This window comes from Citrobacter sp. wls711 (assembly GCF_005281055.1).
GTDB lineage: Bacteria > Pseudomonadota > Gammaproteobacteria > Enterobacterales > Enterobacteriaceae > Citrobacter > Citrobacter gillenii.
In genome coordinates this window covers 1-12,634 of sequence record NZ_SZXC01000073.1, presented here as the reverse complement: position 1 = coordinate 12,634, position 12,634 = coordinate 1, and the positions used below count along the sequence as shown (strand labels likewise).

The 12,634-nt window shown below is 53.2% G+C and carries 11 protein-coding genes and 1 riboswitch; of the genes, 8 read left to right on the top strand and 3 right to left on the bottom strand.

The window, feature by feature from the left end; genetic code table 11:
• Positions 1–38: 38 nt before the first annotated feature.
• The gene (argE, locus tag FDW98_RS20865) at positions 39–1,190 is read right to left on the bottom strand and encodes an acetylornithine deacetylase (RefSeq protein WP_096758795.1); all 1,152 of its coding nucleotides are present in this window, start codon (positions 1,188–1,190) and stop codon (positions 39–41) included.
• Between the two features lie 155 nt (positions 1,191–1,345).
• On the opposite strand from argE, the gene argC reads away from it, so the two are divergent.
• The 4 genes from argC to oxyR all read left to right on the top strand — a co-directional run bounded on the left by argC (position 1,346) and on the right by oxyR (position 5,825).
• Positions 1,346–2,350: an N-acetyl-gamma-glutamyl-phosphate reductase gene (gene argC / locus FDW98_RS20860; protein ID WP_096758794.1), complete on the top strand. Its 1,005-nt coding sequence runs from the start codon at positions 1,346–1,348 to the stop codon at positions 2,348–2,350.
• 7 nt (positions 2,351–2,357) lie between these two features.
• A complete protein-coding gene (argB, locus tag FDW98_RS20855) occupies positions 2,358–3,134 on the top strand; it encodes an acetylglutamate kinase (RefSeq protein ID WP_096758793.1) in 777 nt (258 codons plus the stop codon).
• Between the two features lie 107 nt (positions 3,135–3,241).
• A complete protein-coding gene (gene argH, locus FDW98_RS20850) occupies positions 3,242–4,615 on the top strand; it encodes an argininosuccinate lyase (RefSeq protein ID WP_096758792.1) in 1,374 nt (457 codons plus the stop codon).
• Positions 4,616–4,907: 292 nt separating this feature from the next.
• A complete protein-coding gene (gene oxyR, locus FDW98_RS20845; RefSeq protein ID WP_096758791.1) occupies positions 4,908–5,825 on the top strand; it encodes a DNA-binding transcriptional regulator OxyR in 918 nt (305 codons plus the stop codon).
• On the opposite strand, the gene sthA is transcribed toward oxyR, so the two are convergent.
• Positions 5,808–7,208 (bottom strand): Si-specific NAD(P)(+) transhydrogenase, encoded by a 1,401-nt coding sequence (gene sthA / locus FDW98_RS20840; RefSeq protein WP_096758790.1) that lies wholly within the window; start codon positions 7,206–7,208, stop codon positions 5,808–5,810. The genes oxyR and sthA overlap by 18 nt on opposite strands.
• A 191-nt stretch (positions 7,209–7,399) precedes the next feature.
• Between sthA and fabR the strand changes: the two genes are divergently transcribed.
• Positions 7,400–8,035, top strand: coding sequence for an HTH-type transcriptional repressor FabR (gene fabR / locus FDW98_RS20835; RefSeq protein WP_003028862.1), 636 nt, complete (start codon positions 7,400–7,402; stop codon positions 8,033–8,035).
• 15 nt (positions 8,036–8,050) lie between these two features.
• Positions 8,051–8,410, top strand: a complete 360-nt coding sequence (locus FDW98_RS20830) for a YijD family membrane protein (protein ID WP_096758789.1) — start codon at positions 8,051–8,053, stop codon at positions 8,408–8,410.
• An 82-nt stretch (positions 8,411–8,492) separates the two neighbouring features.
• On the opposite strand, the gene trmA is transcribed toward FDW98_RS20830, so the two are convergent.
• On the bottom strand, positions 8,493–9,593 hold the full coding sequence (gene trmA / locus FDW98_RS20825) for a tRNA (uridine(54)-C5)-methyltransferase TrmA (RefSeq protein WP_096758788.1): 1,101 nt from the start codon (positions 9,591–9,593) through the stop codon (positions 8,493–8,495).
• A 115-nt stretch (positions 9,594–9,708) separates the two neighbouring features.
• Positions 9,709–9,905: riboswitch (cobalamin riboswitch) on the top strand.
• Positions 9,906–9,969: 64 nt separating this feature from the next.
• Between trmA and btuB the strand changes: the two genes are divergently transcribed.
• The gene (gene btuB / locus FDW98_RS20820; RefSeq protein WP_096758787.1) at positions 9,970–11,808 is read left to right on the top strand and encodes a TonB-dependent vitamin B12 receptor BtuB; all 1,839 of its coding nucleotides are present in this window, start codon (positions 9,970–9,972) and stop codon (positions 11,806–11,808) included.
• A complete protein-coding gene (gene murI, locus FDW98_RS20815; RefSeq protein ID WP_096758786.1) occupies positions 11,753–12,604 on the top strand; it encodes a glutamate racemase in 852 nt (283 codons plus the stop codon). Before btuB ends, murI begins: the two co-directional genes overlap by 56 nt.
• Positions 12,605–12,634 lie beyond the last annotated feature (30 nt).

Below are 12,634 nucleotides of genomic sequence, written 5' to 3'. Positions count from 1 at the left end.
CTTGCTTACCACTAAAGGATTAGCAAGGCGACGTTCGGTTAATGCCAGCAAAAATGATGCACAACCTGGGTAATTAATTCGCGGGTTGGCTTAATGAAGCGTGTTTCCAGATATTCATCTGGTTGATGTGCCTGATTAATGGAACCCGGTCCCAGTACTAGCGTCGGGCACAGCGTCTGAATAAACGGCGCTTCTGTGCAGTAGTTCACCACGTCGGTTTTCTCGCCGAGCAGTTTTTCCACCACCTCGACCAGTTGGTGATCCGGCGGGCATTCGTAACCCGGGATCGGCGGGTGCAGCTCGGAAACCGTCAGTCGGCCAGGCCAGCGTTCGCTCACCGGGGCCAGCGCGTCCGTCAGTAAGCCATTCAGGTCGCTTAACGTCATTCCCGGCAACGGGCGGATATCCATATGCAGTTCGCAGCAGGCGCAAATACGGTTGGAGGCATCGCCGCCATGCAGGCTGCCGAGGTTCAGCGTCGGGTAAGGCACGGTGAATGAATCGTGGTGATAGCGTGCTTTCAGCGAGTCGCGCAACTGCATAATGTGGCCGATGGCATCGTGCATCAGTTCAATGGCGTTCACGCCGCGCGCCGGATCGCTGGAATGGCCAGACTGGCCGAGTACGCGTACCGCCGTGGAAATATGGCCTTTGTGTGCGCGAATTGGCTGCAGGGATGTTGGCTCACCGATGATCGCGCAATCCGGGCGAATCGCCGTATTTTCAGAGAAGTAGCGTGCGCCCGCCATACTGGTCTCTTCATCGGCGGTGGCCAGGATGTAGAGCGGCTTTTTCAGCTGTTTCACATCGACATCACGCAGTGCATCGAGAATAAACGCGAAGAAACCTTTCATATCCGCCGTACCCAGTCCGTAGAGCTTGTTGTCATGTTCGGTCAGGGTGAACGGATCGCGCGTCCAACGTCCGTCGTCAAACGGTACGGTGTCGGTATGACCGGCGAGCAGCAGGCCGCCTGCACCGGTGCCTGTACTTGCCAGCATATTGAATTTATTACGGGTGCCGGGAACCGGTTGTACCTCGACGCTGAAGCCTAAATCTTTGAACCAATCCGCCAGCAGAGTGATTAAACCTGCATTACTTTGATCGAGCGCTTCTTCGGTGGCGCTGATCGATGGTGTGGCAATCAGAGCGCGGTAAATCTCGATAAATGGCGGTAAATTGTTTTTCATTGTTGACACACCTCGGGTCATGATAGTATCAATATTCATGCAGTATTTGTGAATAAAAATACAATAATGTTGAGCGAAATAAAACCCACCAAGTGTAAGGTGAGGTGATAAAGGCTTATACCTGGCAACCGAATATAAGAAGGTGAACAGCCCCGATGTTGAATACGCTGATTGTGGGCGCCAGTGGCTATGCTGGTGCAGAGCTTGTGACCTATGTAAATCGCCATCCTGATATGAACATAACCGCTTTGACTGTCTCAGCGCAAAGCAATGATGCAGGAAAATTAATCTCTGATTTACATCCGCAGTTAAAGGGCATTGTTGATTTGCCGTTGCAACCCATGTCGGATATCCGCGAGTTTAGCGCAGGGGTGGACGTTGTGTTTCTGGCGACGGCCCATGAGGTTAGTCATGACCTGGCGCCACAGTTTCTGGAAGCGGGCTGCGTGGTGTTTGACCTCTCTGGTGCGTTCCGTGTTAACGACGGCGCCTTCTATGAAAAGTATTATGGCTTTACTCATCAGCATCCTGAGCTGCTGGAGCAAGCGGTCTACGGGCTGGCGGAGTGGAGTGCAAGCAAACTAAAAGACGCGAATCTGATTGCCGTACCGGGTTGTTATCCTACGGCGGCGCAGTTGTCGCTTAAGCCTCTGATTGATGCCAACCTGCTTGATCTCAGCCAGTGGCCGGTAATTAACGCCACCAGTGGTGTGAGTGGAGCAGGACGTAAAGCTGCCATCTCGAACAGCTTCTGTGAAGTGAGTCTGCAACCGTATGGTGTATTTACCCACCGCCATCAGCCGGAGATCGCCACACATTTGGGGGCGGACGTGATTTTTACTCCGCATCTGGGCAACTTCCCGCGCGGCATTTTGGAAACCATCACCTGTCGTTTGAGGCCGGGCGTGACCCATGCACAGGTGGCGCAAGCACTGCAGCAGGCCTATGGTGATAAACCGCTGGTTCGTCTGTATGACAACGGTGTCCCGGCCCTGAAAAATGTGGTGGGCTTACCGTTCTGCGATATCGGTTTTGCTGTTCAGGGCGAGCACCTGATTGTGGTGGCAACCGAAGACAATTTATTGAAAGGCGCTGCCGCACAGGCGATGCAGTGCGCAAATATCCGTTTCGGCTTTGCTGAAACGCAGTCTCTTCTTTAAGGGTGCAATGATGAATCCATTAATTATCAAGCTGGGCGGCGTTTTACTGGATAGCGAAGAGGCGCTGGCGCGTTTGTTTACCGCTCTGGTCAATTATCGCGAGTCGCACCAGCGTCCGCTGGTCATTGTGCACGGTGGCGGCTGCGTGGTTGACGAGCTGATGAAAGGGCTTAACTTGCCGGTGACAAAGAAAAATGGTCTGCGCGTGACGCCAGCCGACCAGATCGACATCATTACCGGTGCCCTGGCCGGAACGGCGAATAAAACGCTGCTGGCGTGGGCGAAGAAACACCATATTGACGCTGTTGGTCTGTACCTTGGCGATGGCGACAGCGTAAAAGTGACCCAGCTCGATGTAGCGTTAGGTCATGTTGGACTGGCACAGCCTGGTTCTCCTAAGCTGATTAACACGCTACTGGAAAACGGTTTTCTACCGGTCGTCAGCTCGATAGGCGTCACGGAAGAAGGGCAACTGATGAACGTCAATGCCGATCAGGCTGCGACGGCGCTGGCGGCAACGCTGGGTGCGGATCTGATCCTGTTGTCTGACGTCAGCGGTATTCTGGATGGTAAAGGCCAGCGGATTGCCGAAATGACCGCAGCCAAAGCAGAACAGCTGATTGAGCAGGGTATTATCACCGATGGCATGATTGTGAAGGTGAACGCGGCGCTGGACGCGGCACGTACGCTGGGACGTCCAGTGGATATCGCCTCCTGGCGTCATGCCGAACAACTCCCGGCGCTGTTTAACGGCACGCCGATCGGTACGCGTATTCTGGCTTAACTATTACTGTGCCGGGTAGCGACAGCGCTTTATCCGGCCTGGATGGGTTTTGTAGGCCCGGTAAGCGTAGCGCCACCGGGCAAAATATCATATTAAGGAAATTCGTTATGGCACTTTGGGGTGGGCGTTTTACACAAGCAGCAGATCAGCGGTTCAAACAGTTCAACGACTCTTTGCGCTTCGACTACCGCTTGGCCGAGCAGGATATCGTCGGCTCTGTGGCCTGGTCCAAAGCGCTGGTCACGGTCGGTGTGTTGACTGCTGATGAACAATGTCAATTGGAAGAGGCGTTGAATACTCTGCTGGAAGAAGTACGCCTCGACCCGCAACAGATCCTGCAAAGCGATGCGGAAGATATTCACAGTTGGGTAGAAGGCAAGCTCATCGATAAAGTCGGGCCGTTGGGTAAAAAACTGCATACCGGGCGTAGCCGTAATGACCAGGTGGCAACCGATCTTAAACTGTGGTGCAAAGACACGGTGCTTGAATTATTGTCTGCTAACCGTCAGTTGCAAAGCGCGCTGGTGGTGACAGCAGAGAATAATCAGGATGCCGTCATGCCGGGTTATACCCACCTGCAGCGTGCCCAGCCGGTGACGTTTGCTCATTGGTGTCTGGCCTATGTTGAAATGCTGGCGCGTGATGAGAGCCGTCTGCAGGATACGCTCAAGCGTCTGGATGTCAGCCCGTTAGGCTGTGGCGCGCTGGCGGGTACCGCCTATGAAATCGATCGTGAACAACTGGCTGGCTGGCTGGGTTTCGCCTCGGCGACCCGCAATAGTCTGGACAGCGTATCCGATCGTGACCATGTGCTGGAGCTCCTCTCAGATGCCTCTATCGGTATGGTTCACCTGTCACGCTTTGCTGAAGATCTGATTTTCTTTAATACCGGGGAAGCCGGTTTTGTGGAACTGTCCGATCGCGTAACCTCCGGTTCATCATTAATGCCGCAGAAGAAAAATCCGGACGCATTAGAGCTGATTCGTGGCAAATGTGGCCGCGTGCAAGGTGCGTTGACTGGCATGATGATGACGCTGAAAGGACTGCCGCTAGCGTATAACAAGGATATGCAGGAAGACAAAGAAGGGCTGTTCGATGCACTCGATACCTGGCTGGACTGCCTGCATATGGCGGCGCTGGTGCTGGACGGTATTCAGGTAAAACGCCCACGTTGCCAGGAAGCCGCGCAGCAGGGCTATGCCAACGCTACGGAGCTGGCCGATTATCTGGTGGCGAAAGGCGTCCCGTTCCGTGAAGCACACCATATCGTGGGTGAAACGGTAGTTGAGGCGATTCGTCAGGGCAAACCGCTGGAAGCACTGTCACTGGCTGATTTGCAAAAATTCAGCGCCGTGATTGGCGATGACGTGTACCCGATCCTCTCGCTACAGTCGTGCCTCGATAAGCGTGTGGCGAAAGGGGGCGTTTCACCGCAGCAGGTAGCGCAGGCGATCGACTACGCGAAGGCGCGCCTGGCGTAACGTGTGTTTTGCCCGATGGCGGTAGACGCCTTCGCGTCACCATCCGGCAAATGGTTATCTGAGCCTGGCATCAAGCCGGGCTTTTTTATGCAAAAAAAAGCGGACCAGAGGTCCGCAAACGTTCACGTTGGCTTTAGTTATTTCGAGTATGAGAACGGACAGTAGCTTCAAGGGTTAAAGGGGTACCGTTCCGTTTCTGTGGTGCATTATTAAACAGAATACTTGATAGGGATAATCGTTCGTTGCTATTCTACCTATCGCTGCGAACTATCGTGGCAATGGAGGATGAATAATGAATATTCGTGATCTTGAATACCTGGTAGCACTTGCCGAACATCGTCACTTCCGACGCGCGGCAGACTCCTGTCACGTCAGCCAGCCAACGCTGAGTGGGCAAATCCGCAAACTCGAAGATGAGCTTGGCGTTATGCTGCTGGAGCGTACGAGTCGTAAAGTGCTGTTCACTCAAGCGGGTTTGCTGCTGGTGGATCAGGCGCGCACCGTGTTGCGCGAGGTCAAAGTGCTCAAGGAGATGGCAAGCCAACAGGGTGAGGCAATGTCCGGCCCGCTGCATATTGGTTTGATCCCAACGGTAGGACCTTACCTGCTGCCGCATATTATTCCTATGTTGCACCAGACCTTCCCAAAACTGGAAATGTACCTGCATGAGGCGCAAACGCATCAGCTGTTGGCGCAACTGGACAGCGGTAAACTCGACTGCGTTATTCTGGCGCTGGTAAAAGAGAGTGAAGCGTTTATCGAGGTACCGCTGTTTGATGAGCCGATGATGCTGGCGATCTATGAAGATCACCCATGGGCAAACCGCGACCGCGTACCGATGTCCGATCTGGCAGGTGAAAAACTGTTGATGCTCGAAGATGGTCACTGTTTGCGTGATCAGGCGATGGGCTTTTGTTTTGAAGCCGGGGCCGATGAAGACACCCATTTCCGGGCAACCAGTCTGGAAACGTTGCGTAACATGGTGGCAGCAGGTAGCGGGATTACTTTACTGCCCGCGCTGGCTGTCCCACCGGAGCGTAAGCGTGATGGTGTGGTCTATGTGCCGTGCATTAAGCCAGAACCGCGTCGTACCATTGGGCTGGTGTACCGTCCGGGTTCGCCGCTGCGCAGCCGTTATGAACAGCTGGCAGAGGCCATCCGTGGTGCAATGGATGGCCATTTCGACAACACGTTAAAACAGGCGGTTTAAGCCGTTCAGTGCAGCTACCCGATAGGCTTCCGCCATGGTTGGGTAGTTAAAGGTGGTGTTAACGAAGTACTCGATGGTGTTACCACCACCTTTTTGCTCCATTATTGCCTGACCGATATGAATAATTTCGGCAGCGCGTTCGCCAAAGCAGTGGATCCCTAAAATCTCTTTGGTCTCCCGATGGAACAGAATCTTCAATGTTCCGACACTCATCCCGACGATTTGTGCGCGTGCCAGATGTTTAAACTGCGCGCGGCCAACCTCGTAAGGGACTTTCATTGACGTCAGTTGCTGTTCAGTTTTACCGACGGAGCTGATTTCGGGAATGGTGTAAATGCCCGTCGGAATATCTTCGATCAGGTGCGCGGTGGCCTCACCCTTCACCAGCGCCTGGGCGGCGATACGGCCTTGATCGTAGGCTGCGGAAGCAAGGCTCGGATAACCGATCACATCCCCTACGGCATACACATGCGGCAGCGCCGTCTGGTACATGCTGTTCACTTTTAGCTGGCCGCGGCTGTCCGTCTTCAGGCCAATGTTCTCCAGCGCTAATGAATCGGTGTTACCGGTACGACCGTTGGCGTACAGCAGGCAGTCGGCTTTCAGTTTCTTCCCGGATTTCAGGTGCATGATGACGCCATCATCGCAGCCTTCAATTTTCTCGTATTCTTCGTTATGGCGAATCACCACGCCGCTGTTCCAGAAGTGATAAGACAGCGAGTCGGACATCTCTTGATCAAGAAACGCCAGCAGACGGTCACGGGTATTGATCAAATCAACTTTGACGTCCATCCCCCGGAAGATCGACGCATATTCACAGCCAATGACCCCCGCGCCATAGATCAGAACGTGGCGAGGTTCATGGTGCAGACTGAGAATGGAATCGCTGTCGTAAACGCGCGGATGTGAAAAATCGACATCATTTGGGTGGTAGGGGCGCGAACCGCAGGCAATAACAAATTTATCTGCTGTGAGCGTTTCCACCGTACCGTCGTGGCATTCCAGAGCGAGGGTGTGTTCGTCAACAAAACGGGCATTCCCCTGCAAAATTTCACAGTGGTTACGCTCGTAAAATCCTTGCCGCATACGCGTTTGCTGATTAATGACGTTATCGGCATGGTTAAGAATATCGGCAAAAGAAGAGCGAAGAAGCCGGGAATGGTCGCTGTAGAGTGGGTTCTGATTGAATTCAATGATACGGCTGACGGCGTGGCGGAGTGCTTTAGACGGGATGGTGCCCCAGTGGGTACAACCGCCGCCGACGTTATGATAGCGCTCAATAACGGCGACGCGCGCGCCTTGCTTAACCAGACCCATTGCAGCGCCTTCGCCGCCGGGGCCGGAACCTATTACTATTGCATCGTAATCGTAGGAATGTGACATGGTCAGGCTTACCTGTTCTTATACATAAAAGCAACAGAATAGTAACATCGTTGTCAGGATAACCCAATTATCGTTGTGCTTTTTTGCGAAGTCGAAGCACAAACTGCGCGTAAACAATCATTCACAAAGCCATGCCAACCGCCTAATCTCTGGTATAGTGCCAGCAAGGTATAAGGAAGGATTCAGACATCGTGATGGGCGTTAGAGCGCAACAAAAAGAAAAAACCCGGCGTTCGCTGGTTGAGGCCGCATTTAGTCAATTGAGTGCAGAGCGCAGTTTTGCCAGCCTCAGTTTACGTGAAGTTGCTCGTGAAGCGGGCATTGCGCCAACCTCATTTTATCGCCATTTTCGCGATGTGGATGAGCTCGGCCTGACGATGGTGGATGAGAGCGGCCTGATGCTACGCCAGTTGATGCGCCAGGCGCGTCAGCGTATCGCCAAGGGCGGCAGTGTGATCCGCACCTCGGTCTCAACATTTATGGAGTTCATCGGCAATAATCCCAACGCCTTCCGTTTATTATTGCGCGAGCGGTCTGGTACCTCCGCGGCGTTTCGTGCCGCCGTGGCTCGCGAAATTCAGCATTTCATTGCGGAACTTGCGGACTATCTGGAACTCGAAAACCATATGCCTCGTGCGTTTACTGAAGCACAAGCCGAAGCCATGGTGACGATTGTTTTCAGTGCGGGGGCAGAAGCGCTGGATGTTGGCGCCGAACAGCGTCGACAACTGGAAGAGCGGCTGGTATTGCAACTGCGCATGATCGCCAAAGGCGCATTTTACTGGTATCGCCGTGAACAAGAGAAGATGACGCATCACTCCGAGTAACGAGAAGGACGAGCAATGAAACAGTCAGGTCGAGATAAAGGTACGCTGCTGCTGGCGCTGGTTGCTGGCTTATCGATCAATGGTACATTTGCGGCGCTGTTTAGCTCCATTGTACCATTCTCTGTATTCCCGATTATTTCGCTGGTGCTGACGGTTTACTGCCTGCATCAACGTTACCAGAATCGCACGATGCCTGTGGGGCTGCCAGGTCTGGCTGCGGCCTGTTTTATTCTCGGTGTTTTGTTGTACAGCACCGTGGTGCGCGCGGAATACCCGGATATCGGTTCGAACTTCTTCCCGGCGGTCCTGTCAGTGATTCTGGTGTTCTGGATCGGCTTTAAGGTGCGTAACCGTAAGCAGGAAATCGCGGAGTAACAGTTGTAGCTGTAGGCCGGATAAGGCAAAGCCGCCATCCGGCAATCTGAACCGGTAGTGCTTATCTGGCCTACGTTCAGTCTTACTTCTTCGTTAACAGTACGCCGCACTCCATGTGGTGTGTATACGGGAACTGATCGAACAGCGCCAGACGTGACACATTGTGCGTCTGGCTCAACGTTTCCAGGTTCTTACACAGTGTCTCCGGGTTGCAGGAGATGTACAGAATACGCGGATACGCTTGCACCATCTTCTCTGTTTCGCTGTCCAGGCCGCTGCGCGGTGGATCAACAAAAATGGTTTCACACTGGTAACTCTTCAGGTCGACGCCCTGTAAGCGGTTGAACTCGCGCACCCCGTTCATCGCCTGAGTAAACTCTTCAGCAGCCATACGAATAATTTGCACGTTATCAATATGGTTAGCCACAATATTGTACTGCGCGGCAGCCACGGACGGTTTGGCGATTTCAGTGGCCAGTACGCGGTTGAAATTCTGCGCCAGCGCTAACGAGAAGTTGCCATTGCCACAGTACAATTCAAGCAGGTCGCCCTGCGAATCTTTGGTGACATCAATCGCCCATTCCAGCATCTGAATGTTCATGGCGGCATTCGGCTGCGTGAAGCTGTTCTCAACCTGGCGGTAGATAATCTCTTTACCCGCAACCGGCAAACGTTCATCGATGTAATCTTGATCCAACGCGATTTTGGTTTTGGTCGCCCGGCCAATCAGATGCACATTCAGGTTTTTCGCGCGTAGCGCATCCCGCAGTGCTTCGGCTTCCTGACGCCATTCGTCATCTAACTTTTTATGGTACAGCATGGATACCACCGCCTGATTGCTCATGGTGGTGAGGTAATCAATCTGGAACAATTTATGACGCAGGACGTGATTGTGACGAACGCCTTCAATCATGGCCGTCATCAGCGTGTTGATGAGTTCGCTGGCTGCCGGAAAGCTGTCGACGCGAAGACGGTTTTTGGTCTGGCTTTCAAACATGATGTGGTACAGGTCGTCAGCGTCATGCCACAGGCGGAATTCAGCGCGCATGCGGTAATGACTGACCGGCGAGCGAAACACTTCCGGAGCCTGATCAGTAAATGGCGTCATTAAGCTCTGTAAACGAGCCACTTTATCGGCTAGCTGCGCGTCATACTGTTCTGTCGGGAGGTGTTCTGGGGTCATGATGCGTCCTGAAAAATAAAAGTACGCGGGGATTGTAGGGATTGCTCAGTAGATGTCCAGTTATTGATGATTTCTAATATTGTGATACACAGTCTGGACAGTCGGTTACAACAAACTGTAGCATCCGCGTTCCGGTCCTGTGAGTTAAAAGGGAATCCAGTGTAAATCTGGAGCTGACGCGCAGCGGTAAGGAAAGGTGAGATGAGAGCGTAAGCAGACACTGCCTTTGGGTGGGAAGTCTTCATTTCTTTTTATTCGCTATATTGAATAACCTTCCAAGCCCGAAGACCTGCCGGCTAACGTCGCATCTGGTTTTCATCATCGCGTACTATCGGTGGGACCTGCGGCATCCTTCTTATATTGTGGATGCTTTACAATGATTAAAAAATCATTGCTGCTGACGGCACTTTCCGTCGCGGCATTTTCTGGTTGGGCGCAGGATGCTAGCCCAGACACTCTCGTCGTTACGGCTAACCGTTTTCAGCAACCCCTTAGTGCAGTGCTTGCTCCCATCACCGTTGTTACGCGCCAGGAAATCGATCGCTGGCAATCTACCTCTGTGAATGACGTTCTTCGCCGCCTGCCGGGTGTCGATATCGCGCAAAGCGGCGGCATGGGGCAGAACTCATCTATTTTTATTCGTGGGACCAACGCCAGTCATGTGCTGGTGCTGATTGACGGCGTGCGCCTGAACTTGGCGGGCGTGAGCGGCTCAGCCGATCTCAGCCAGTTCCCGGTATCACTGGTGCAACGTATTGAATACATTCGCGGGCCGCGTTCCGCTGTTTACGGTTCTGATGCGATCGGCGGTGTGGTGAATATTATTACCACGCGAGAAAAACCGGGGACGGAATTGACCGCCGGTGTGGGCAGTAATGGTTATCAGAATTACGACATCTCGACGCAGCAACAGCTCGGTGAGAATACGCGCGTGACGCTAATGGGGGATTACGCCTATACCAAAGGGTTTGACGTTGTCGCCTACGGCAGCACTGGTGCACAGGCGCAGCCCGACAAGGACGGTTTCTTAAGTAAGACGCTGTATGGTGCGCTGGAACATAATTTCTCCGACACCTGGAGCGGGTTTGTGCGCGGCTATGGCTATGATAACCGCACCAATTATGACTCCTATTATTCTCCGGGGTCGGCGCTTCTCGATACCCGCAAGCTCTACAGCCAAAGCTGGGATGCCGGACTGCGCTTTAATGGCGAGCAAATCCAGTCACAGCTGGTTTCCAGCTACAGCCACAGCAAAGACTACAACTATGATCCAGATTATGGCCGCTATGACTCGTCGGCGACCCTGGATGAGATGAAGCAATATAACGTGCAGTGGTCAAACAGTATGGTGGTTGGTCACGGCAACGTCGGTGCAGGTGTAGACTGGCAAAAGCAAACCACAGAGCCAGGCACCGGGTATGTTACGGACGGTTACGATCAGCGTAACACTGGCCTTTATCTGACCGGATTGCAACAGCTCGGCGATTTCACCTTCGAAGGCGCGGCGCGCAGCGACGACAACTCCCAGTTTGGTCGGCATGGCACATGGCAAACCAGCGCCGGATGGGCGTTTATTGACGGTTATCGTTTCATTGCTTCTTATGGTACCTCCTATAAAGCACCTAATCTGGGACAGTTGCATGGCTATTACGGCAACTCAAATCTGAATCCAGAGGAGAGTAAGCAGTGGGAAGGGGCGTTTGAAGGACTAACGGCAGGGGTGACCTGGCGTGTGTCAGGGTATCGTAACGATATCGATAACATGATCGATTACAACACCCATACGGAAAAATACTATAACGAAGGGAAAGTGCGGATTAAAGGCGTTGAGGCAACGGCGAACTTCGATACGGGTCCGCTGGCGCATACGCTGAGCTATGACTACGTCGATTCGCGCAATGCGATTACGGACAAGCCGCTGGCCCGTCGTTCCAAACAGCAAGTGAAGTATCAGCTCGACTGGCAGGTCTATGATTTTGACTGGGGTCTGACGTATCAATATCTGGGAACTCGCTATGACACGGACTATGTTACCTACCAGCCGGTGAAAATGGGTGGAGTGAGTTTGTGGGATCTGGCGGTGTCATATCCGATCACCTCACAGCTGACAGTTCGTGGTAAAATCGCCAACCTGTTCGATAAAGATTACGAGACAGTTTATGGCTACCCAACTGCAGGACGGGAATACACCTTGTCTGGCAGCTACACCTTCTGATCCACGTCCCACCGTGCTGGTGTTTGATTCCGGCGTCGGTGGGTTGTCGGTCTACAATGAGATCCGCAACCTCTTGCCGGATCTCCACTATATATACGCTTTCGATAACGTTGCCTTTCCTTATGGAGAGAAGAGCGAGGAATTTATTGTCGAGCGTGTTGTTGAGATTGTGACTGCTGTTCAGCAGCGCTACCCCCTTTCACTGGCTGTTATCGCCTGCAATACCGCCAGCACGGTGTCACTCCCTGCGTTACGCGAAAAGTTCGCTTTCCCGGTCGTCGGCGTGGTACCTGCGATTAAACCGGCGGCGCGCCTTACGGCTAACGGTGTAGTGGGGCTGTTGGCGACGCGAGCGACGGTGAAGCGTTCATATACGCATGAGTTGATTGCGCGTTTTGCGAACGAGTGCCAGATCGCGATGTTGGGTTCCGCTGAGCTGGTGGAGCTGGCGGAAGCGAAGCTGCACGGAGAAGCGGTTCCTCTGGATGAGTTGCGCCGCATTCTGCGACCATGGTTGCGGATGTCGGAACCGCCGGATACGGTTGTTCTCGGATGTACGCATTTCCCTCTATTACAGGAAGAACTTTTACAGGTTCTACCTGAAGGGACGCGACTGGTGGATTCCGGTGCCGCGATTGCGCGTCGCACGGCTTGGTTGTTAGAACATGAAGCACCTGACGCAAAATCAGCTGACGAGAATATTGCCTTTTGTATGGCAATGACGCCTGAAGCTGAACAATTACTGCCAGTCCTCCAGCGTTATGGCTTCAAAACGCTCGAAAAACTGGCAGTTTAATCAGTTTTGGTGAAATAATACGCACTCGGA

Excerpts from the sequence above, each read along its gene's own strand:
- argE (WP_096758795.1), bottom strand. The coding sequence starts at position 1,190 with ATGAAAAACAATTTACCGCCATTTATCGAGATTTACCGCGCTCTGATT.
- sthA (WP_096758790.1), bottom strand. The coding sequence starts at position 7,208 with ATGTCACATTCCTACGATTACGATGCAATAGTAATAGGTTCCGGCCCC.
- btuB (WP_096758787.1), top strand. The coding sequence starts at position 9,970 with ATGATTAAAAAATCATTGCTGCTGACGGCACTTTCCGTCGCGGCATTT.
- trmA (WP_096758788.1), bottom strand. The coding sequence starts at position 9,593 with ATGACCCCAGAACACCTCCCGACAGAACAGTATGACGCGCAGCTAGCC.
- murI (WP_096758786.1), top strand. The coding sequence starts at position 11,753 with ATGGCTACCCAACTGCAGGACGGGAATACACCTTGTCTGGCAGCTACA.
- argH (WP_096758792.1), top strand. The coding sequence starts at position 3,242 with ATGGCACTTTGGGGTGGGCGTTTTACACAAGCAGCAGATCAGCGGTTC.
- argC (WP_096758794.1), top strand. The coding sequence starts at position 1,346 with ATGTTGAATACGCTGATTGTGGGCGCCAGTGGCTATGCTGGTGCAGAG.
- FDW98_RS20830 (WP_096758789.1), top strand. The coding sequence starts at position 8,051 with ATGAAACAGTCAGGTCGAGATAAAGGTACGCTGCTGCTGGCGCTGGTT.
- argB (WP_096758793.1), top strand. The coding sequence starts at position 2,358 with ATGATGAATCCATTAATTATCAAGCTGGGCGGCGTTTTACTGGATAGC.
- oxyR (WP_096758791.1), top strand. The coding sequence starts at position 4,908 with ATGAATATTCGTGATCTTGAATACCTGGTAGCACTTGCCGAACATCGT.